Source organism: Streptomyces sp. NPDC058052, from assembly GCF_042885515.1.
GTDB lineage: Bacteria > Actinomycetota > Actinomycetes > Streptomycetales > Streptomycetaceae > Streptomyces.
Genome location: NZ_JBHVRX010000043.1, coordinates 38,110 through 59,453, shown reverse-complemented (window position 1 = coordinate 59,453; position 21,344 = coordinate 38,110). Strand labels below are relative to the sequence as shown.

The 21,344-nt window shown below is 74.3% G+C and carries 19 protein-coding genes; 11 read left to right on the top strand and 8 right to left on the bottom strand.

Translation table 11 applies throughout. The features are described 5' to 3' along the window. Positions 1–46 precede the first annotated feature (46 nt). Positions 47–751, bottom strand: coding sequence for a class III extradiol dioxygenase subunit B-like domain-containing protein (locus tag ACFVU3_RS36115; RefSeq protein WP_390073018.1), 705 nt, complete (start codon positions 749–751; stop codon positions 47–49). Between the two features lie 125 nt (positions 752–876). Then, positions 877–2,406: a tRNA (N6-isopentenyl adenosine(37)-C2)-methylthiotransferase MiaB gene (gene miaB / locus ACFVU3_RS36110; RefSeq protein WP_390073017.1), complete on the bottom strand. Its 1,530-nt coding sequence runs from the start codon at positions 2,404–2,406 to the stop codon at positions 877–879. A 199-nt stretch (positions 2,407–2,605) separates the two neighbouring features. Between miaB and ACFVU3_RS36105 the strand changes: the two genes are divergently transcribed. From ACFVU3_RS36105 to ACFVU3_RS36085, 5 genes are all read left to right on the top strand, one after another. Continuing rightward, positions 2,606–3,652 (top strand): GlxA family transcriptional regulator, encoded by a 1,047-nt coding sequence (locus ACFVU3_RS36105; protein WP_390073016.1) that lies wholly within the window; start codon positions 2,606–2,608, stop codon positions 3,650–3,652. Between the two features lie 171 nt (positions 3,653–3,823). Then, positions 3,824–4,444, top strand: coding sequence for a cysteine hydrolase family protein (locus ACFVU3_RS36100; RefSeq protein WP_390073015.1), 621 nt, complete (start codon positions 3,824–3,826; stop codon positions 4,442–4,444). Positions 4,445–4,634: 190 nt separating this feature from the next. After that, positions 4,635–5,297, top strand: a complete 663-nt coding sequence (locus ACFVU3_RS36095; RefSeq protein ID WP_390073014.1) for a DedA family protein — start codon at positions 4,635–4,637, stop codon at positions 5,295–5,297. 9 nt (positions 5,298–5,306) lie between these two features. Further along, positions 5,307–6,488 carry a sensor histidine kinase gene (locus ACFVU3_RS36090; RefSeq protein ID WP_390073013.1) on the top strand — a complete coding sequence of 394 codons (1,182 nt, stop codon included), beginning with the start codon at positions 5,307–5,309 and terminating at the stop codon, positions 6,486–6,488. Further along, the gene (locus tag ACFVU3_RS36085; protein ID WP_390073012.1) at positions 6,479–7,123 is read left to right on the top strand and encodes a response regulator; all 645 of its coding nucleotides are present in this window, start codon (positions 6,479–6,481) and stop codon (positions 7,121–7,123) included. The genes ACFVU3_RS36090 and ACFVU3_RS36085 overlap by 10 nt, the downstream gene beginning before the upstream one ends. A 111-nt stretch (positions 7,124–7,234) precedes the next feature. Here the strand turns inward: ACFVU3_RS36085 and ACFVU3_RS36080 are convergent, their stop codons facing one another. The 4 genes from ACFVU3_RS36080 to ACFVU3_RS36065 form a co-directional block, all read right to left on the bottom strand. Continuing rightward, positions 7,235–8,401 carry a four-carbon acid sugar kinase family protein gene (locus ACFVU3_RS36080; RefSeq protein ID WP_390073011.1) on the bottom strand — a complete coding sequence of 389 codons (1,167 nt, stop codon included), beginning with the start codon at positions 8,399–8,401 and terminating at the stop codon, positions 7,235–7,237. Between the two features lie 165 nt (positions 8,402–8,566). After that, on the bottom strand, positions 8,567–9,949 hold the full coding sequence (locus tag ACFVU3_RS36075; protein WP_390073010.1) for a hypothetical protein: 1,383 nt from the start codon (positions 9,947–9,949) through the stop codon (positions 8,567–8,569). A gap of 16 nt (positions 9,950–9,965) precedes the next feature. Then, a complete protein-coding gene (locus ACFVU3_RS36070) occupies positions 9,966–10,946 on the bottom strand; it encodes a hypothetical protein (RefSeq protein WP_390073009.1) in 981 nt (326 codons plus the stop codon). A gap of 205 nt (positions 10,947–11,151) precedes the next feature. Beyond that, the gene (locus tag ACFVU3_RS36065) at positions 11,152–11,670 is read right to left on the bottom strand and encodes a hypothetical protein (protein ID WP_390073008.1); all 519 of its coding nucleotides are present in this window, start codon (positions 11,668–11,670) and stop codon (positions 11,152–11,154) included. A gap of 697 nt (positions 11,671–12,367) precedes the next feature. Here ACFVU3_RS36065 and ACFVU3_RS36060 point away from each other — a divergent pair. The 4 genes from ACFVU3_RS36060 (at position 12,368) to ACFVU3_RS36045 (ending at position 17,100) form a co-directional block, all read left to right on the top strand. Further along, entirely contained in the window at positions 12,368–13,585 is a 1,218-nt protein-coding gene (locus tag ACFVU3_RS36060) for an RCC1-like domain-containing protein (protein ID WP_390073007.1), read from the top strand. Positions 13,586–13,599: 14 nt separating this feature from the next. Next, a complete protein-coding gene (locus ACFVU3_RS36055; protein ID WP_390073006.1) occupies positions 13,600–14,754 on the top strand; it encodes an RCC1 domain-containing protein in 1,155 nt (384 codons plus the stop codon). Positions 14,755–14,795: 41 nt separating this feature from the next. Further along, the gene (locus ACFVU3_RS36050) at positions 14,796–15,971 is read left to right on the top strand and encodes an RCC1 domain-containing protein (protein ID WP_390073005.1); all 1,176 of its coding nucleotides are present in this window, start codon (positions 14,796–14,798) and stop codon (positions 15,969–15,971) included. Between the two features lie 130 nt (positions 15,972–16,101). Further along, positions 16,102–17,100 carry a TAXI family TRAP transporter solute-binding subunit gene (locus ACFVU3_RS36045; protein ID WP_390073004.1) on the top strand — a complete coding sequence of 333 codons (999 nt, stop codon included), beginning with the start codon at positions 16,102–16,104 and terminating at the stop codon, positions 17,098–17,100. A gap of 97 nt (positions 17,101–17,197) precedes the next feature. On the opposite strand, the gene ACFVU3_RS36040 is transcribed toward ACFVU3_RS36045, so the two are convergent. Together ACFVU3_RS36040 and ACFVU3_RS36035 are read right to left on the bottom strand one after the other, a co-directional pair. Next, positions 17,198–18,598, bottom strand: a complete 1,401-nt coding sequence (locus tag ACFVU3_RS36040) for a sensor histidine kinase (protein ID WP_390073003.1) — start codon at positions 18,596–18,598, stop codon at positions 17,198–17,200. 18 nt (positions 18,599–18,616) lie between these two features. Beyond that, the gene (locus ACFVU3_RS36035) at positions 18,617–19,342 is read right to left on the bottom strand and encodes a response regulator transcription factor (RefSeq protein ID WP_390073002.1); all 726 of its coding nucleotides are present in this window, start codon (positions 19,340–19,342) and stop codon (positions 18,617–18,619) included. A 262-nt stretch (positions 19,343–19,604) separates the two neighbouring features. On the opposite strand from ACFVU3_RS36035, the gene ACFVU3_RS36030 reads away from it, so the two are divergent. Next, the gene (locus ACFVU3_RS36030; RefSeq protein ID WP_390073001.1) at positions 19,605–20,390 is read left to right on the top strand and encodes an amino acid ABC transporter ATP-binding protein; all 786 of its coding nucleotides are present in this window, start codon (positions 19,605–19,607) and stop codon (positions 20,388–20,390) included. 54 nt (positions 20,391–20,444) lie between these two features. After that, the gene (locus ACFVU3_RS36025) at positions 20,445–21,266 is read left to right on the top strand and encodes a glutamate ABC transporter substrate-binding protein (protein ID WP_390073000.1); all 822 of its coding nucleotides are present in this window, start codon (positions 20,445–20,447) and stop codon (positions 21,264–21,266) included. Positions 21,267–21,344: the final 78 nt, after the last annotated feature.

The window sequence follows — 21,344 nt, the reverse complement described above, 5'->3', positions numbered from 1 at the left end:
GGACGTCCTCCGCGGCCACCGCCCGTCCGGCGTTTCCGGCCGGCCCTCAGGACCAGACGGCGACCAGGTATTCGACGCCGTAGGGGGCGTCCTCGTGGAGCAGGCGGCCGGCCAGGCCGGCGCCCTCTGCCGCGCCCGCGAGGACCTGCCAGGGGGCGCGTCCGGCCGCCTTCAGCTCGTACGCGAGGGCGGCGTCGAGCGCCAGGACGCCGGGCACGTCGGCGCTGCCCAGGACCCGCGCGGCCTCGGCGTCGAAGCCGGCGGCGCGCTCGTCGAAGTAGCCGGGGGCCTTCACGGTCCGGCAGGCGCTGCCGTCACCCAGGACGAGCAGCGCGACCCGTCCGGCGGAGGCGGCGAGGCGGCGGCCGGCCTCCGCGCACTCCTCGGCCGTGGCCCGCTCGTCGACCCCGAGCCCCTCGACGGGCACGTCCGCCCGGTCGGTACGGGAGAGCAGCCAGGCGCCGACGGCGAGCGCGGCCGGCAGCGGACGGACCCCGGCGCCCTCGCCCAGCCGCACGGTGAGGTCCACGCCGAACCCGGCGAAGGAGCCGGCGGAACCGGCCGGGAAGACGCCCTGGGCGCCCTCGGGCGCCGGGCCGACGACGAGGAGCCGGTCGGGCCGGGCTGCGGCGAGCACCCCGAGGGCGTCCGCGCAGTGCGTCCGCACGGCCTCCAGCTCGGGGGCGGCACCGCTCGCGACCTCGGGCACGAGGAGCGGCGGGCAGGGGCACACGGCTGCGGCGACAAGCATGATCCGCAGCCTACTGCCCCGGGACGGGCGGGGTCGGCGGCCGCCCGGGCCCACGCCCGTCTCGGCGAACCGTCTCCACGACCCGCCTCAGCGAACCGTCCCCTGAAACGTCCCGGTGACCCGTCTCAGTGGCCGACGCCGCAGGCCGGGGTCTCGGCGGCCGGGAGCGGCTCCGGGACGCCGATCTTCGGCAGGCCGAGCAGGACACCGGCCGGCTTGGCGGCGGCCGCGGCGGTGCGCTTCTCCCAGGCGTCGCCCGCGCGGGTGCGGCGGACGGCGGTGGTCGGGCCCTCGGCGAGGAGGTGGTGGGGGGCGGCGTAGGTGATCTCGACGGTCACCACGTCGCCGGGGCGCACGTCCTCGTCGGGCTTGGTGAAGTGGACGAGGCGGTTGTCGGGCGCGCGGCCGGAGAGGCGGTGGGTGGCGCCGTCCTTGCGGCCCTCGCCCTCGGCGACCATGACCTCCAGGGTGCGGCCGACCTGCTTCTTGTTCTCGTCCCAGGAGATCTCCTCCTGGAGGGCGACCAGGCGCTCGTAGCGGGCCTGCACGACCTCCTTGGGGATCTGGCCGTCCATCTCGGCGGCCGGGGTGCCGGGGCGCTTGGAGTACTGGAAGGTGAAGGCGTTCGCGAAGCGGGCCTCGCGGACCACGTGCATGGTCTGCTCGAAGTCTTCCTCGGTCTCGCCGGGGAAGCCGACGATGATGTCGGTGGAGATGGCGGCGTGCGGGATCGCGGCGCGCACCTTCTCGATGATCCCGAGGAAGCGCTCCTGGCGGTAGGAGCGGCGCATGGCCTTGAGGACCGTGTCCGAGCCGGACTGGAGCGGCATGTGCAGCTGGGGCATCACGTTCGGCGTCTCGGCCATGGCGGCGATGACGTCGTCGGTGAAGTCGCGCGGGTGCGGGGAGGTGAAGCGGACCCGTTCCAGGCCCTCGATGGAGCCGCAGGCGCGGAGCAGCTTGCTGAACGCCTCGCGGTCGCCGAGGTCGGAGCCGTACGCGTTCACGTTCTGGCCGAGCAGGGTGATCTCGGAGACGCCCTCGGCGACCAGCGCCTCGATCTCGGCGAGGATGTCGCCGGGGCGGCGGTCCTCCTCCTTGCCGCGCAGCGCGGGGACGATGCAGAAGGTGCAGGTGTTGTTGCAGCCGACCGAGATCGACACCCAGGCCGCGTACGCCGACTCCCGGCGGGTCGGCAGGGTGGAGGGGAACGCCTCCAGCGACTCGGCGATCTCGACCTGAGCCTCCTGCTGGACGCGGGCGCGCTCCAGGAGGACCGGCAGCTTGCCGATGTTGTGCGTGCCGAAGACCACGTCGACCCACGGGGCCCGCTTGACGATGGTGTCGCGGTCCTTCTGGGCGAGGCAGCCGCCGACGGCGATCTGCATGCCGGGGCGGGCGGTCTTCATCGGGGCGAGGTGGCCGAGGTTGCCGTAGAGCTTGTTGTCGGCGTTCTCGCGGACCGCGCAGGTGTTGAAGACGACGACGTCGGCGCCGTCGGCCTCCTTGGGGGCGCGGACGTAGCCCGCCTCTTCCAGCAGACCGGAGAGCCGCTCGGAGTCGTGGACGTTCATCTGGCACCCGTAGGTGCGAATGTCGTAGGTCTTCGGTCCTTCGATGCCCACTGTGAGACTCCGGTCGCTGCTGCTGGTCATGCATCCAAGAGTAGGCGGTCCCCGGTGGCCTCCCGGCCGGGTGCCGGACCGCGGGCCCGTAGCCGGGCGGGGACGTCCGTACGGCCGGGCGTCCGCGCGCCGGGACTCCGTGCGGCCGGGCGGCGGGGACGGGCCGGTGTCCGGATGTGACAGGGAATCGTCATTGCCGTCATGGGGCGGGGCGGGCGAAGGTGGGGACATGTCCGAGACACGTACCGAGGAAGCGGCGGCCGCCGGCCCGGGCGGGGAGCACCCCGTCCACCGGGTCGTCGTCGCGGTCTTCCCCGACGTGGACCTGCTCGACGTCACCGGGCCGGCCGAGGTCTTCGCGCTGGCCAACCGGGAGGCGGGCGGCCGCGCCCGCTACCGGGTGCGGCTGGCCGCGCCCGGCGGCGCCGGGGAGGTGCGGACCTCGGCGGGGGTGCGGCTGGTCGCGGACCTCGGCTTCGACGAGGTCGGCGCGGACGTGGACACCCTGCTGGTGCCGGGGGCGGTGGATCCGGCGGAGAACGGAGGGGTCGTCGCCCGGCTCGACCCGGAGGTCGTGCGGTGGGTGCGGGAGACCGCTCCGCACGCCCGCCGGGTGGCGTCGGTCTGCGTCGGCGCGCACGTCCTGGCGGCGGCCGGCCTCCTCGACGGGAGGACCGCGACGACGCACTGGTCGACGGCCGCGCAGCTGGCGGCCGACCATCCGGAGGTCGCGGTCGACCCCGATCCGATCTTCGTGCGGACGGACCGGGGCCGGCTGTGGACCGGGGCCGGGATCAGCGCCTGCCTCGACCTGTCCCTCGCCCTGGTGGCGGAGGACCTGGGCGAGGAGACGGCGCTCGCGGTCGCCCGGCAGCTCGTGATGTATCTGAAGCGGCAGGGCGGGCAGAGCCAGTTCTCGGTGCCGCTGAGCCGTCCGGCGGCCGGCCGGCGGGACATCGACGAGCTGCGGCTCTGGATCGCGGACCACCTCGACGAGGACCTGTCCGCGGAACGGCTGGCCGGCCGGATGTGTCTGAGCGAGCGGCACTTCGCCCGGGTCTTCGCGCAGGAGACGGGCGCCAGCCCCGCCTCCTACGTGGAGGCGGCCCGGATCGAGGTGGCCCGGCGCCATCTGGAGACCTCGGACGCGCCGCTCGCCGAGGTGGCGGCGCGGGCGGGGCTCGGCTCGGTGGAGACCCTGCACCGGGCGTTCCGCCGGCAGCTCGCGACCACGCCTGCGGCCTACCGCCGCCGGTTCCGCACCGGCACCGGCTGACCCCGGCCCGGCCCCCTGTCCTCCCGCAGACCTTTTCCTTCCCCGCTCCCTGCTCCTCGCTCCTTGCTCCTCGCTCCTCGCTCCACGGTCCTCGCTCCTTGCTCCTCCTCCGTGGGGCGGGCGGCTCCGCCGCGCCCTCACACCGTCCGATTCCTTACGAAAGGTCCCGACATGAGCGTCACTCCGTCCACCCCGCTGCGGTCCCTCTCCGGTCAGTCCGACGAGCCGGCCCGGCTCTCCGAGGCGGTCCTGGTCCTCATCGACATCCAGAACACCTACCGGTCCGGCGTCATGGCGCTGGAGGGCGCCGAAGCGGCGGTCGCCGAGGCGGTGCGGCTCCTCGACCGGGCCCGGGCCGCGGGCACCCCGGTCGTCCACGTCCAGCACGACAGCGGCGAGGGCTCCCCGTACGACATCACGGCCCCGATCGGCGCGATCAGCGACGAGGTGGCTCCCGCCGAGGGCGAGCGGGTCGTGGTGAAGAACTTCCCGAACGCCTTCCACGCCACCGACCTGGAGAAGGTCCTCACCGACCTCGGCTTCGCCGCGGGCAGCGGGAAGGACCTGGTGCTCGCCGGGTTCATGACGCACATGTGCGTCAACTACACCGCCCAGGCCGCCTTCAACCTGGGCTACCGGCCGACCGTCGTCGCCGAGGCCACCGCGACCCGGGCGCTCACCGCGCCGGACGGCACGGTCGTGCCCGCCGCCGAACTGAAGCGGGCGGCGCTGACCGCGCTGACCGACGTGTTCGCCGTGGTGGTGCCGACGGCGGCGGACCTGCCGGCCTGAGCCGTCCCCTCCGGATCGTGCCGGGCCCGCGGCGCGATCCGGGGGAAGCGGTCCGCCCGGCGCCCCTGCGGTTTTCCGCAGGGGCGCCGGGCGGGAACGCGCATACCGGCCGCGAGCTGCGGTTCCTAGGTTGGAGAGCGTCGTCCGGCGGGGTTCGCCGGAGGACCTTCCCCTGAGACCTGGAGGGCTCATGACGCCGTTCCCGACCGCTCTCACCCAGGAGCCCGCAGGCGGCATCGCCGGCTGGGCGGCCGGACTCGTCGACACGCTCGGCGGGCCGGGCGCGGGGCTCGCCATCGCCCTGGAGAACCTGTTCCCGCCGCTGCCGAGCGAGGTGATCCTGCCGCTGACCGGCTTCGCCGCCGGGCAGGGCGTGCTGAGCCTCGCCTCCGCCCTGTTCTGGACGACGCTGGGTTCGGTGGTGGGCGCGATGGCCCTGTACTGGATCGGGGCGCTCTTCGGCCGGGAGCGGATGCACGCGCTGTGGGCGCGGCTGCCGCTGGTGAAGGTCTCGGACCTGGAGCGGGCCGAGGCGTGGTTCCGGCGGCACGGCACCAAGGCGGTGCTCCTGGGCCGGATGGTGCCGATCTTCCGCAGCCTGATCTCGGTGCCGGCCGGGGTGGAGCGGATGCCGGTCCCGCTCTTCCTCCTGCTCACCACCGTGGGCAGCCTGGCGTGGAACAGCGTCCTGGTCCTCGCCGGCTACGCCCTCGGCGACCGGTGGGAACTGGTCGAGTCGTACGTGGGCGTGGCCTCCAAGGCCGTCGCCGTGCTGGTCCTCGTGGCCGGCGCGACCTGGCTGACGGTACGGCTCCGGGCCCGAGGGGCGGCCGCCCGCCACCGGCGCGCCTAGGGTGGGGGCGTGAACGGGGGCGTGAGCGTGAGCGGGGGCGAACGGAGCGGCGCGGGAACGCGGTCGGCGGCCAAGCGGGCGGCGGGGGTGCTCGCCGGATGCCTGACGGCGCCGGCCGGCCTGCTGTACCTGCTGCTCGCCGGGGTTCCGCTCGGCGCCTTCCTGCTGTGGCCGCGGACGCGGTCGTACGCCCTCGGGATCCTCGGCTCCGGCGCCCGGCGGCTCGTCGAGGTGGAGCGCCGGCGGCGGACCCGCTTCTTCGGCGACCGGTTCCCCGAGGCGTACGGGGGCGAGGGCGCGGTCCGGTACCTGGCGGCCCGGTCCTGGTCGGGGCTCGTCTGCGGGATCGTCCTGGCGCTGCTCGGCTTCGGCCTGGTGCTCGCGGGGCTGCTGGCCGGCGGGGTGGTGCGCGGGACCACCGGGACGGCGGAGCTGCTGACGCAGCTGGTCCTCGGGGGCGTCCTGCTGTTCCTCGGTCTCCAGGGGCTGTTCGCGCTGACCGCGCTCGACGCCCGGCTGGCCCGGGAGTGCTTCGGGCCGTCGGAGCGGGAGCTGCTGCGGCGCCGGATCGACGAGCTCTCGGTGAGCCGGGCCGCCGTCGTACGGGCCGTGGACGTGGAGCGGCGCCGGATCGAGCGGGACCTCCACGACGGGGTGCAGCAGCGGCTCGTGGCGCTCGCGATGCTCATCGGGCGGGCGCGCCGGGGCGGCGCGCGGGACCCGGAACGGGCGGCCGAGCTGCTGGGCCAGGCGCACCGGGAGGCCCAGGAGGTGCTGGCCGAACTGCGCGAGGTGGCCTGGCGGGTGTACCCGTCGGCGCTGGACAGCCTCGGCCTGGAGGAGGCGCTCGGCGGGGTGGCGCAGCGGTGCGCGCTGCCCTTGCGGATCGCGTACGAGGTGGCGGGGCCGCTCCCCCGTCCGGTGGAGACGGCCGCGTACTTCGTCGTCTCCGAGGCCGTCACCAACGCGGCGAAGCACGCGTCCGCCTCGGCCGTCACGGTGCGGCTCGCGGTGGCGCCCGACGGCCCGCTGACCGTGCGCATCGAGGACGACGGCCGGGGCGGCGCGGATCCGGCGGGCAGCGGCCTGACCGGGCTGCGCGGGCGGGTCGCCGCGCTCGACGGCGTCCTGCGGATCGACAGCCCCATCGGGGGACCCACCACCATCGTCGCGGAGCTGCCGTGCGTGTGATCCTGGCCGAGGACTCGACCCTGCTGCGGGAGGGCCTCTCCCGCCTGCTCGTGGAGGAGGGGCACGAGGTCGTCGGGGCGTTCGGCGACGCGGCGACGCTGGTCGCCGAGACGGAGGCGCTCCGCCCCGACGTGGCGGTCGTGGACATCCGGATGCCGCCGACCCACACCGACGAGGGGCTGCGGGCGGCCGTCGAGATCCGCGAACGACTGCCGGGGACGGGCGTCCTGGTCCTCTCCCAGCACGTCGAGCGGAGCTACGCGGCCCGGCTGCTCGCGGCCGGCGCGGAGCGGGTCGGCTATCTGCTGAAGGACCGGGTGGCGCAGGTCGAGGAGTTCCTCGACGCGCTGGAGCGGATCCACGCGGGCGGGGCGGCGATCGACCCGGAGGTCGTGCGGCAGCTGGTGGTGCGCAGCGCCCACGCCGATCCGCTGGCCCGGCTGACCCCGCGCGAGCGGGAGGTGCTCCAGGTGCTCGCGGAGGGGTGCACGAACACGGCCATCGCGCGGCGGCTGCACCTCTCGCTGAGCGCCGTGGAGAAGCACCTCAACGCGGTCTTCGACAAGCTGGAGCTGCGCGGGACCGAGGGCCACAGCCCCCGGATCCTCGCGGTGCTGCGGTATCTGGAGGCGTAGGCCGTCCCTCGCGGATGGCCGGCCCCGTCGGTCGTGCCGGTCCCCCGCCGGTCGGGCCGACCTCCCCTCGGTCAGCCCGAACTCCCCTCGGTCAGGCCGGGCTCCCTTCGGTCAGGCCGGGCTCCCGGTGAGGAGGGCGTGGAGGCGGAGGAGGGTGCGGTCGTCGCCGAAGCCGCCCGCCTTGATGACGATGGGGACCGGCGGGAGGCCGGCGGGGCCGGCGAGGGTGCCGCGGGCGATGCCGGGTTCGGGTTCGTCGTGGAGGTCGATGCCGTGGGCGCCGAGCGCGCGCAGGACGGCTTCGGCGGTCTCGCCGCCGGTGAGCACGAGCCCGTCGAAGGGTGCCCGGCCGGCCAGTTCCGCCACCGAGGCGGCGAGGAGCCGGGTCAACTCGGCCGGGTCCGCCCGGCGTTCGTGCGGGGTGTGGAGGATGCGGACGGAGGTGTCGGCGGCCGGCAGCCGGCCGGCGGCGTCGGCGCTGACCGCGCCCGGCTCGGCGGCGAGCCGGGCGAGCTGCCGCCGGGTGGCGGGGTTGGCGCTGCCGACGGCGACCAGGGGGCGCACGGCGGGCGGGAGTCCGCCGGGGGCGGCGGTGTCCGGGAGGGCGTGGTGGCGGGCGAGGGCGGCGGCCAGGCCCGGGGAGCCGACCCACAGGACGGCCCCGTGGTCGGGGACGGCGGCGACGATCCGGTCCAGGTCGGCGTCGGTGGCGGCGGAACAGACGAAGAGCCCGCCGTCCGCGAGGAGTTCGGGCAGGGCGTCGGCGCGGCCGGGGTCGACGAGGACGGCTTCCGGGAGGATCCGGGCGAGGTCGGCGGTCCGGACGGGGTGGGCGGGGTCGCGGGCGAACTCGCTCGCGTCGACGCGGGTGCCCCGCACGTACTGGACGCCGTCGCGGGTGGTGCGGCCCTCGGCCGGGAAGGCCGGGGCGATCACCACCGACGCCCGTCCCGACCCCTCCCGCGCGGCACGGATCTCCGCGGCCACGTGACCGCGGAGGGTCGAGTCGACGGTCTTGAGGAGCAGCCCCGCGCCGGCCAGCGCGCGAGCCGCCTCCCGGGTGCGCTCCCCGGCCCCGGCCTCGTCCAGGAGCCGGCTGCCGAGGTCCACGGCGAGGACCCCGTCCTCCTGTCCGTGGCCGGCGAGGGGGCTGCCGGAGAGCAGGACGCGGGCCGGGTGGCCGGCCCGGCGGAAGGGTGCCGCCCCGTCCCCCGCGCTGGTCAGGTCGTCGGCGAGGACGGCGACGCGGGGCGGGGTGACGGACGGGGCGGAGCGCATCGGCGGCTTCCTCGGGTCGTACGGACGGGGACGGCGGGCGCCGTCGGTCCACCCTGACCCGTACGGCCCGCCCCGTCCAGCGGCGGCCCGCAGCCCGCCCGAGCCGTCGTCCGGCGGCGACGGCCCGCACCCGCCCGAGCCGGCCCCGGCGGCGGTGCCGCGTTCTCAGTCCAGCGGCACCGTCCCGCTCACCGCCCGCGCCCCGGGGGCCGTCGGCGCCGGCATCTTCACCAGGCCCTTGTCGCTGCTGCTCGCGGGGGCGTCCGCGCCGACCGGAGTGGTGGTCATCGGCCGGGCGGCGGCGCAGCGCTGCTTCTCCGCCTCGGACATGGGTCCGGTGCGCTGGAGGAGCCGGTCGGGGACGGTGCGGGAGGGCCCGTCGATCACGGCGTGCAGCCGGTAGTCGTCCTTCTTGCCGAGGAACCAGCCCTCGACGCGCTCGCGGCTCGGCTGGAGTTCGATCCAGCTGACCTCGCCGGGCTGGATGCGTTCCACGACCGTGCGCTGGTCGCTGCTGAACCACTGCCAGGGGCGCTGCCAGGTCTTCTCGTACGCGAGGGCGAACTGGGTGGCCATCGGGCGCTCCTTGAGCCGCTTCTCGTCCTCCTCGCGGACGCCGGTGGTGGGCAGCCGGGCGACCTCGTTGAGAGCGAGGCCGGCGTCGGCGTAGGTCTGGGCGACGCTGTCGTGGCTGCGCTCGGCGAAGGAGACGAGCCGGGTGTGTTCGAGGGTGTTGCGGGTGCAGTTGACGAATGCCTCGCCGACGACCCGGGCCTGGTCGTAGTAGCGGAAGGAGGTGCGGGTGTCGGGGCGGAAGACGCAGGCGTTCTCGCCGTTGCAGGCCGCGGCGGCGTTGTGGAGCGTGGACTCGCGGTCGTTGCCCTTGTACGCCTCCGAGGTCCCGAGGGCCGTCTTGCCGACGGTCCTGTCGACGGCGACCGGCACCTCGGTCGCGCGGATCCGGGCGATCATCGGCGTGCAGGTGACGTGGGTCTTGCTGTCCGCGACCCGGGAGGTGAAGGTGAGCAGCGGTTCGTTCTCGCCGGCGGTGAAGGTGTAACCGCGGGCGGTCCAGACGCCCTTGCCCGGGGTGCCCTTGGAGCGGCCGGCCTCGCCCGCGGTGGTGGTCTCTCGGACGGTGCCCCCGGAGCCCTGGACGGTGTACGGCTGTCCGCCGGCGACCTGCTCGCCGGTGCACTCCTTGGAGACGGCCGGGCTGTCCTCGTACGTGACGGTCACGGCGGCTCCGGCCCGCACCCCGCGCAGCCGCTGCTGGAGGGTGTTGCCGTCCTTCTGCAGGGCGACGCCGTGGGAACCGTCGGTGCGGCCCGAAGCGGTGGGCGAGTAGCGCTGGTTGGTGCCGGTCCAGTGGTCGATGCCGACGGTGGTGGGGCCGTCGCCCTTCATGGCGGGTTCGGCGAAGTCGCCGTTGAGAACGGGCACGGGCTGGGCGGCGGGGGCGGCCGCGGCGGGGGCCGCGCCGGGCAGCAGCAGGCCGGCGGAGCCGAGGGCGGCGAGGGCCGTCCGGAGGAGGGTGGTGCGGTTCACGGGGTTCTCCTCGCGGTCAGGCGGCGTCGGCGGGCAGCAGGACGACGTGCTTCGGCGCGGCGCCGGGGGGCACCGCCCGCGTGGCGGGGACCTCGGGCGCGGGCACCGGACCGGGGACGGCGGAGCCGGGGCCGGGGGCCGGCGCAGGGGCGGGGCCGGGGGCAGGGGCGGGCGCGGTGGTGCCCGGGGGCCGTGTGCCGCCGCAGACGCCGGCCGGGGCGGCGTACGTCTGGGCGATGAACGTGCTGCTGGTCACCATGGAGGGGCTGTCCACGGCGATGCCGACGATCCGCTGCCCGGACCTGGAGACGAGGCTGCCGACCACCCGCCGCATGGAGGCGCTGGCACCGAAGACGAGCATGTCGTGGGACTTGACGGTGGTCTTGTAGGCGGTGGTCTCGGTGTGCTCCGTGGTCCAGGACTTGGAGTAGGTGGCCTTGAAGGCGGCCTCGAAGGCCAGCTTCGCGCTCAGCGAGCCGGCCGCCTTGGCGCCGCCCGCGACGGTGGTCTTGGTGCCGTTGGTGGAGGTGGGCCCGTCCTTGAGGTTGGGCGTCTTGTTCTCGCTGCTGATGTCGTTGGAGAGGTTGGTGGTGACCTCGCCGGAGGCGCTGACCGTGCCTTCGGCGGCGATCTTCCCGGAGATCTCCCCGCCGATGTTGTCGCTGCTGCTGGTGCGCAGCACGACCGTCCGGTCGACGTTCATGTCGCTCTGGGTGCAGTTGATCACCGCGTTGCCGAGGGACTTCACGGCGGTGGCGTACTCGCGGCTCAGCTTGGGGTCGATGGTGAAGGCGCAGCCGGCCCGCTCGGTGCCGCAGTGCTTCAGGACGTCGGCGACCTCGGCCGGACGCCCGTCGGCGGTGAAGGCGCGGGGGACGGGGGTCTCGCCGGGGCCCTCCTCGGCGGCGGCGCCGGCGGGCGGCGCGAGGGAGACGGCGAAGCCGAGGAGGATGGAGACGGCGGGCAGCAGGACGGTGTGACGACGGCACGCGGGCACGGCGGGACATCCCTTCGGGACGGAGGGGAGAGGACGGGAGGGCGCGGGGACGGGAAGGGCGGGAGGGGACGGGAAGGAGCGCTAGGGGACGGGAAGGAGCGCGAGCGCCGGGGGAGGGCGGGGGCCAAGGGGGGATCCCGAGGGCCGAGGGGGGTCGGCCCGGAGCGGGACGGCGGGGCGGCGGGGCCGCGTGCGCCGGTCCGGCTCAGCCGCCCAGCAGCGAGCAGAGCCGGTCGACCGGGAAGGGGGACGCTCCCGGGTCGGTGGAGCCCTGCGGCAGCGACCCGGGGAAGGCGTCGCAGGTGGAGGTCACGGCCTGGGCCGCGTTGCCGGCCGGTTCGGGCCGGTTCGAGGAGATGGTCTCGGTCATGTCCTCCAGGCCCTTCTCCTCGGCAGCGCCCTTGCCGCCGGTCAGCTTGCCCATGCAGGACGACGAGTCCGGCGGACACTCCTTGAGCTTGTCGCCGGCGGCCTGGATGTCCTTGTCGGCCTTTCCGGCGGCCTCCTGGGTCTTCTTCTGCTGCTCCTCGATCTCCTTGGCCTCCTTCTCGTTGGCCTCCTTGTCGAGGCACGCCTGGTCGTCGGGCTTGCACTCGGCGGCGAAGGCCGGGACGGCGGCGGGCCCGCCGAGGGCGGCCGGGAGGCCCGGTCCGAGGGCGAGGACGAAGGCGGTGAGGACGGTGGCGCCGGTACGGCGGCACACGGGTGCCGTGGTCACGGGCATGCGGAAACTCCCTTGGGACAGGGGTGAGTTGGCGGCTCGGCAGGGGGCCAGGGGCGGGCAGGGGGAACTGCCCTCAAGATCACCGAGCGCTTTCCGACGCTAACCGGACGGGCCCCGCCGCCACGGCAGGACACACGGCACTGCGCCCCTCCGGGCAGCCGCTCACCACTTCGGCGGAGCGCGTTCACCACCGGCCGGACGGCACCGCGGGCGGCCCGCCGGCGGGGCACCGGACCGGCCGGCGGCACCACCCGTCCGTATGCATTCCGGCGTACGCGGGTGAGGGCGGCCGGCCGGTCCGGAGCGGGGTCCCACCCCGGTGGGCGACGCCGTTCGGCGGGCGGCCGGCCGCGACGCGGTCCGGGTCCCGGACCAGGGGCGCGGACGCTCCGGCGGGGCGAATGCGCCCCCTCCCCCGCCGCCCCGAACGGCTGTCCGTCAGGCGGGTGTTTCGGCGATTCCGGCTCGCTGTCGTGATCGTTCTCGGACAGGCTGCTCCTGTGCCCGACGGCCCGTATCCGGCCGTCGTACCGGCCGTGGGCCCGCCATGCCCGAGGGCCGCGCACGAAGCCCCCACGACGTCCGGACGCCGGCCGTCCGGGCCCCGCCGTCCCGTGCGGGGCCCGCGGACCGGCGCCCGCGTTCCCCTGTCCCCCACGCACGCTCCCCCCTGTCCCCCACGAAGGAGAGCAGAGCCATGTCCCGAACCCGATCCCGCGCCCGTACCCGTACGTATCGCGCCGTCGCCCTGACGGCGGCCGCCGCCCTCGGATCCGTACCCCTCGCCCTCGCCCCGTCCGCGACCGCCAACGAGGGCAATCCGACCGTGCTGAGCTGGGGCGCGGGCCGCACCGGCCAGCTCGGCAACGGCACCCTGTCCGACAGCCTCAGCCCGTCCTCCGTCACCAGCCTCTTCCGCGGCGACGTCGACCAGGTCTCCGCCGGCGGCACCTCCTCGGCCGACTCGTTCACGCTCGCCCGCACCGACAAGACCGTGAAGTCCTGGGGCCACAACTCCTCCGGCCAGCTCGGCAACGGCGGCAACACCAACCAGACCGTGCCCACCACCGTCCCCCGGCTGACGAACATCAAGGACGTCGCGGCCGGCGGCAGGCACGCGCTCGCCCTCGACACCTCCGGCCAGGTCTACTCGTGGGGCGACAACGCCTACGGCCAGCTCGGCAACAACCGCACCGGCGACAGCCGCACCGTCCCCGACCGGGTCCAGGGCATGCCCAAGGTGAAGCAGATCTCGGCCGGCTGCGACTTCAGCCTCGCCCTCCTGGAGAACGGCAAGGTGTACGCCTGGGGCCGCGGCATCCACGGCCAGCTCGGCAACGGCACCCGCGCCACCAGCTCCGTGCCCCGGCAGGTCCTGGGACTGGAGAACGTCGTCTCGATCGACGCCGGCTGCCACCACGCCCTCGCCCTGACCGCCGAGGACACCGTGAAGTCCTGGGGCTACAACCTCTACGGCCAGCTCGGGAACTCCTCCACCAAGTCCGCCACCCTGCCCGTCGACGTCGACTGGATCGAGGGCGTCTCCGACATCGAGGCGGGCGCCTTCCACAACTACGTCAAGACCAGCGACAGCCACGTCTGGGGCTGGGGCAACAACCAGTACGGCCAGCTCCTGGAGGGCGACGAGGCGTTCGGCGACAACGTCTCCCGCACCAACCGCACCGCCCCCGTCGAGATCCCGCGCCTGGAGGGCGTCCAGCACCTCGCGGCCGGCGCCCGGCACGGCGTGGCCGTCACCGCGGACGACGTCTTCGCCTGGGGCCACAACGGCGAGGGCCAGCTCGGCAACGGCACCACCGTCTCCCGCTTCGAGTCCGTGAAGATCCTCAACGAGGGCTCGGCGATCAAGGACGTGGCCGTCTCGCTCGGCGGCAACACGACGTACGCGTACTGAGCGGGGTGCTCCCCATGAGGTACGCCTCCGCACGGGCGGCCGCCGCCGCGCTCGCCCTGCTCTGCCTGACCGGCCCGGCCCACGCCGAACCCAGCGAGCCGTGGGTGCAGGCGTGGGGCGCCAACGCGGGCGGCCAGCTCGGCGACGGCACCACCGCCGACCGTCCGGTCCCGGCCGCCGTCCAGGGCCTCGACCGCGACACCGTCCGCGAGCTGGCGGGCGGCGGCGGCACCAACGCCACCGCCTTCGGCGTCGCGCTCCTCACCGACGGTTCGGTGCGGACCTGGGGCGGCAACACCGCCGGGCAGCTCGGCGACGGCACCACCGTCTCCCGGCCCTTCCCGGCCGCCGTCGCCGGTCTCTCCGGCGTCACGGACATCGCGGCCGGCTTCGAGGCCGGCTACGCCGTCCGCGACGGACGGGTCCTCGCCTGGGGCTCCAACCAGTCCGGCCAGCTCGGCGACGGCACCACCGCGTCCACCGGCCGGCCGGTCCGGGTCCAGAGCCTCTCCGGGGTCGAGGGCCTCGCGGCCGGCTGCCACCACGCCGTCGCCCTCAGGAAGGACGGCACCGTCTGGACCTGGGGCCGGGCCGACCACGGCCAGCTCGGCAACGGCGGCACCACACAGCGGAACACCCCCCAGCGGGTCCCCGGCCTGACCGGGGTCGTGGAGGTCGCCGCGGGCTGCCACCACACCCTCGCCCGGCTCTCCGACGGCACCGTCCGGGCCTGGGGCTACAACACCAACGGGCAGCTCGGCGACGACACCACCACGGCCGCCTCCTCCCCGGTCGAGGTGCGCCACCTGGACGAGGTGGCCGGGCTCTTCGCCTGCGGCTACCACTCCTTCGCCGTACGGGACGACGGCTCGGTACGGGCCTGGGGCTGGAACGGCAAGGGCCAGCTCGGCGACGGCAGCACCGTCTCCCGTACCGCTCCCGTGCCGGTCCCCGCCCTCGAAGGGATCACCGGCCTGGCCGGCGGCTACGCCCACACGGTCGCCGTCCGCACCGACGGGGAGGTCCTCGCCTGGGGCGAGAACACCCACGGCCAGCTCGGGAACGCCACCACCACCGACACCCCCACCCCGGTCACCGCCCTGCCCGCGGGCAGCGGCGCGACCCGGGTCTCCACCCCCGTCGTGGGCCGGTCCAGCTACGCGTACTGACCCCCACCGCCCCACGACCCCACCAAGCGAAAGGCACGCAGATGACCCCACCCCTGCGTCTCACCCTGCTCGCCGCGCTGTCCCTCGCGGCCCTCACCGCCTCCGCCCTGCCCGCCGCCGCCGGCACCGACCCCTGGGTCCGCGCCTGGGGCGAGAACGCCCAGGGGCAGCTCGGGAACGGCTCCCTGCTCGCCCAGCAGACGCCCGCCGCCGTCCTCGGCCTCGCCCGGGACGACGTACGCGAGGTGTCCGGCGGCGGAGGCGGGGCGGGCACCACCGCCAACCCCTTCGCCGTCGCCCTCCTCAAGGACGGCACCGTCAAGTCCTGGGGCGCCAACACCACCGGCCAGCTCGGCAACGGCACCACCACCGCGCAGAGCTTCCCCGCCACCGTCACCGGCCTCTCCGGGGTGAGCGCGCTCTCGGCCGGGCTCAACCACGTCCTCGCCGTCAAGGGCGGCCGGGTCCTCGCCTGGGGCTCCAACGCCACCAAGCAGCTCGGCACCGGCCAGGACTCCACCAACCCGTACCGCACCCCCGTCGTCGTCCAGAGCCTCGACAAGGTGCAGGACGTCGGCGCGGGCTGCGACTTCAGCGTGGCCCTGCGCCAGGACGGCACCGTCTGGACCTGGGGCAAGGGCGACAACGGCAGGCTCGGCACCGGCAACAACACCACCCGCGAGACCCCGCAGAAGGTCCCCGACCTGACCGACGTCGCCGACATCGCCGTCGGCTGCGACCACGTCCTCGCGCTCACCGCCGACGGCACCGTCAAGGCGTGGGGCAAGGGCGCCGAGGGCCAGCTCGGCAACGACACGGTCACCGACGCCGGCAAGCCGGTCGACGTGGCCTACCTGGACGCCGTGGCCAAGGTCTTCGCCACCCCCGCCTCCGGCTTCGCCGTCCTCGACGACGGCAGCGTGGCCGGCTGGGGCAAGAACACCGACGGCCAGCTCGGCGACGGCACCAAGGCCAACCGCACCACCCCGGTCGTCCTCGACGCGCTCAAGGGGGTGCAGGACATCGCCGGCGGAGTCGACTTCAGCCTGGCCGCGCTCGACGACGGCTCGGTGATCGGCTGGGGCGCCAACGCGGCCGCGCAGCTCGGCGACGGCACCACGACCGCCCCGCCCGGCACGACCACGGCCCTCCCGCCGGGCAGCGGCATCACCCGTGTCACGGCGACGACCACCGGCAAGTCCGGCTTCGCCTACTGACCCGCTCCGTGGCTCCCGGTGGTCTCGCCGCCACCGGGAGCCACAGGCGTGCCGGGCGCAGCGGACATCACAGCCGCCCGCGCCCGGACGCCCTGGCCAGGGGCGCCGGCCACCTGGCAGGATCGCTGGCATGTTCGCCTCGCTCACCCGCGCCGCCCGCCGCCGCGTCCTCGCGCTCGCGGCCGTGCTGCTCGCGGTGTGCGGGGGGCTGCTGGCGTGGCTGGCGCCCTTCGGCACCTCGACGCCCAGCGGCTCGATCACGTTCAGCACCGGCGTCCCCACCGGCGTGTACCAGCAGTACGGCGAGCTGCTCAAGCAGGTGATGGCCAAAGACCTCCCCGACGTCTCGATCACCCTCAAGGACAGCGAGGGCTCCCAGCAGAACCTGGCCCGGGTCGCCTCCGGCGAGGCCGACTTCACCGTGGCGACCGCCGACGCCGTGGCGCAGTACATCCGCGACCGCCGGCCCGGCTTCGAGCGGCTGCGCGGCTGCGCCCGGCTCTACGACGACTACGTCCAGCTGGTCGTCCGCAAGGGCTCCTCGATCCAGAACGTCTCCGACCTGCGCGGCCTGCGGGTCGGCGTCGGCCAGGACGGCTCGGGCGTACGGCTGATAGCGGACCGGGTCCTCGCGGCGTCCGGGCTCACCCCGTCCCGGGACGTGACCGCGGTGCCGGTGGGCATCAACGCGATGCCGAAGATGCTGGAGCGCGGCGACCTGGACGCCTTCTTCTGGTCCGGCGGGCTGCCGACCTCGGCCGTGCAGTCGCTGTCGGAGCGGACCTCGGTCCGGCTGGTCCCGATGGACGCCCCGCTCGTGAAGGCGCTGCGGGACGTGGGCGAGTCCACCCGGCACTACCGCTCGGCGACGATCCCGGCCGACGCGTACGCGGCCGCGCAGGACGGGCAGCCGGTGGAGACGCTGGCGGTGGCGAACCTGATGGTGACGACCGCCGAGGCCGATCCCGACCTGGTGGAGGGGTTCACCCGCTCGGTGATCGACAGCCGGGACGGCATCGGCCGCCAGGTGCACCCGGCCCAGCTGGTGGACCTGCGGACCGCCGTCTACACCGAGCCGCTCACCCTCCACGACGGCGCCCGCCGCTACTACCGCTCGGTCAAGCCCTGAGCGATCCGGCCGGGCCCCGAGCGGCCGGGTCGCGGGAGTCGTCGCGCGGGTCGACGCCGTACCCGTCCCACCCCTCGTCCCGTCCCCGCCCCCGAGATCAGCCGTCGGCCGCCGGTGCGTACCGCGGCACGGTGACCGTCACGCGCAGCCCGTGCGGCTCGTTCGGCGCGAAGTCGATCCCGCCGCCGGTGGCGGTGAGCAGCACCCGGGCGATGGAGAGGCCGAGCCCCGAGCCCTTGACGTTCTGGTGGCGTCCGGAGCGCCAGAAGCGGTCGCCGACCCGGCCCAGCTCCTCGTCGGTGAGGCCGGGGCCGAGGTCGGCGACGACGACCTCGACGCTGTCGCGCCCCGGGAGGACCTTGACGGTGACCTGCTCGCCCTCCGGCGTGAACTTCAGGGCGTTGTCGACGATCGCGTCGAGGGCGCTGGACAGGGCGATCGGGTCGGCCCAGCCGGTGGCGGCCCCGCACTCCCCCCTCAGCCGGACGCCCTTGTCCTCGGCGACCGGCCGCCAGGAGGCGATCCGCTCGGCGGTGAGGGCGCCGACGTCGGTGAGCCGCAGGTCGGCGGCGGCGTGCTCGGCGAGGGCCAGGTCGAGGAGGTCGTCGAGGACCTGCGCGAGGCGCTTGCCCTCGGTGCGCACGGAGGCGATCTCCTCATTCCCCTCGGGAAGTTCGAGGGCGAGCAGCTCGATGCGGAGCAGCAGTGCGGCCAGCGGGTTGCGCAGCTGGTGGGAGGCGTCGGCGACGAACGCCCGCTGCTGTTCGAGGGATTCCTCGACGTGATCGGCCATCTCGTTGAACGAGCGGGCCAGCCGCCGCAGTTCGGGCGGTCCGCCGGCCTCGGCGACCCGGGAGTTCATCCGGCCGGTGGCGATGTCGTGGGTGACGCCGTCGAGGACGCGGACCGGCCGCAGGACCCAGCCGGTGAGGCGTACGGCGGCGCCGACGGCGAGCAGCATGGCGGCGGCCTCACCGGCGAAGATCACCAGCCAGCCGCGGAGGATCCGGGCGCGGAGCTCGCCGGTGGGCGAGTCGGTGACGACGACGGCGATGACGTCCCCGTCGCGGACGACGGGCGAGGCGATGGTCAGGCGGGCGTGCGGCTGCCAGGGCCAGACCTGCGGCGGGTCGTGGCTGCGGCGGCCGAGGAGGGCCTCCTTGAAGGCGCGGCGGCCCTCCCCGTCGTACGGGACGACCCAGTCCTCGGGCGCGGCGGCCATGGCCCGGTTGTCGCGGTAGAAGATGCCGGCCCGGATGTCGTAGACGTCGTGGTAGCTGGCGAGCTCGCCGCTGAGGGTGGTGCGGCGCTCGTCGCTGCCGGCGGCGGGGTCGCCGACGAACTGGGCGAGGGCCGCGAAGCGGGCGCCGTCGTCGAGGCGGTCGACGACGACCCGCTGCTGCTGGGCGGCGGCGAGGCTGGCGGCCAGCGGGAAGCCGAGGGCGAGCAGGACCCCGGCCATCAGGACGATGAGCAGGGGGAGGAGGCGGGTGCGCACGGGCGGGGCGGCCGGGGGTTACGCGGCCGGGACGACCAGGCGGTAGCCGACGCCCCGCACGGTCTCGATCAGGGCGGGCATGCGCAGTTTGGCGCGGAGCGAGGCGACGTGCACCTCCAGGGTGCGGCCGGTCCCTTCCCAACTGGTCTGCCAGACGTCGGAGATGATCTGCTCGCGGCGGAAGACGACGCCGGGCCGCTGGGCGAGGAGGGCGAGCAGGTCGAACTCCTTGCGGGTGAGGGCGACGGGCTCGCCGTCGACGCTGACGCGCCGGGTGGGCAGCTCCACGGCGACGGCGCCGAGGCGCAGCACGGCGGCGTCCGCGGCGGAGCCCGTACCGCCCGCGGCGGCGTCGTCGGGGACGGGGCCGGAGGTGCGCCGGGAGACGGCGTGGATGCGGGCGAGCAGCTCGCCGGTGTCGTAGGGCTTGACGACGTAGTCGTCGGCGCCGAGATTGAGGCCGTGGATCCGGGAGCGCACGTCGCTGCGGGCGGTCACCATGATCACCGGGGTGGTGGTGAGCTTCCGGATGCGGGCGCAGACCTGGTAGCCGTCGAGGTCCGGGAGGCCGAGGTCGAGCAGGATCACGCCGTACGAGGGCCGGTCGCCCTGTGCGGTCGGGAGGACGGCCTGGAGGGCGTCCTCGCCGTTGCGGGCGTGGGTGACGGCGAAGCCGTGCTTGGCGAGGATCGCGGAGAGGGCCGCGGCGACGTGGTCGTCGTCCTCGACGAGCAGCAGTCGCATGGTCTTCTCCTTCCGTTCGCCGGGGGTGCCCCGGGCCGGGGCATGAACGCCCATGAACGCCGATCACGGACGTCGCAGTCAAGTGTCCCCCCGCGGACCGTCCGCTTCCGTTATCCACCCGGTACGGCGTCGCAGGTCACCTTCACCCAGGGTGTCCGCCTGTGGCCTTATCGTTATCCTCAATTTCCGCTCAGATGTGATGACGGTCATCCGAACGTGTCTCTAGTGTCCTCCCAACCGAGGAGGACGGAGCAAGAGGCCGATGAGCGGAGTGGCAGTGTCCAAGGACCACGAGGACTCCCCCCGGGCGCAGGAGGATCTGGTCGTCCTGTCCGGAGTGAACAAGCACTTCGGCGCGCTGCACGTGCTGCAGGACATCGACCTCACGATCGGCCGCGGTGAAGTCGTCGTCGTCATCGGGCCGTCGGGTTCCGGCAAGTCGACGCTGTGCCGCACGATCAACCGCCTGGAGACGATCGACGCGGGCACGATCACGATCGACGGGAAGCCGCTGCCCGCGGAGGGCAGGGAGCTGGCCCGGCTGCGGGCCGACGTCGGCATGGTCTTCCAGTCGTTCAATCTCTTCGCGCACAAGAGCGTGCTCGAGAACGTGATGCTGGGTCAGATCAAGGTCCGCGGCACGGAGAAGAAGACGGCGGAGGCCAAGGCCCGCGCCCTGCTGGAGCGGGTCGGCGTCGCGGCGCAGGCCGAGAAGTACCCGGCGCAGCTCTCCGGCGGCCAGCAGCAGCGCGTGGCGATCGCCCGCGCGCTCGCCATGGACCCGAAGGTGATGCTCTTCGACGAGCCCACCTCGGCCCTGGACCCCGAGATGATCAACGAGGTCCTCGAGGTCATGCAGCAGCTGGCCCGTGAGGGCATGACGATGGTGGTCGTGACGCACGAGATGGGCTTCGCCCGCTCCGCGGCCGACCGGGTCGTCTTCATGGCCGACGGCAGGATCGTCGAACAGGCCACCCCCGAGGAGTTCTTCAGCAACCCGCGCAGCGACCGGGCGAAGGACTTCCTCTCCAAAATCCTGCACCACTGAGCGAGTCGACGACCTAGTCTTCGCAACTCAACGCTACCCAAGGGACGTTCACCCATGAAGCTTCGCAACGCCTCCGCGGCCGCCGCGGCCGCCGTCGTCCTCGCCCTGACCGCCACCGCCTGTGGCACCGGCTCGGACTCCGGCAGCAACGGCGACAAGATCACCATCGGCATCAAGTTCGACCAGCCGGGTCTCGGCCTGAAGACCCCGGACGGCTCGTACGCGGGCTTCGACGTCGACGTCGCCAAGTACGTCGCCAAGGAGCTGGGCTTCCCCGAGGACAAGATCACCTGGAAGCAGGCCCCCTCGGCCGAGCGCGAGAACCTCATCAAGAACGGCGACGTGAAGTTCGTCGTCGCGAGCTACTCGATCAACGAGAAGCGCCTGAAGGAGGTCGACTTCGCGGGTCCGTACTTCCTGACCCACCAGGACCTGCTGGTCCGCGCCGACGACACCTCGATCACCAAGGTCGAGGACCTCAACACCAAGAAGCTCTGCTCGGTCACCGGCTCGACCTCCGCGCAGAACGTCAAGGAGAAGCTGGCCCCGAAGGCCGACCTCCAGCAGCTCGGCGGCTACTCCGAGTGCCTGACCGGCCTGGAGAACAAGGCCGTCGACGCCCTCACCACGGACGCCTCCATCCTCGCGGGCTACGCCTCGCAGAAGGAGCACCAGGGCAAGTTCAAGCTCGCGGGCCTCTCCATGAGCGACGAGAACTACGGCATCGGCCTCAAGAAGGGCGACTCCGACCTCAAGGGCAAGATCAACAAGGCCCTGGAGAAGATGGTCTCGGACGGCACCTGGGACAAGCTCGTGAAGGAGCACTTCGGCCCGTCCGGCTACAAGAACGAGCCGGCCCCGAAGATCGCGGGCTGACCTGGCCCTCGCCGTGACGGCCGCCCCCGCGGGGTGCGGCCGTCACGGCACCACCCGCCCCGGCCCACGCACCGGCCG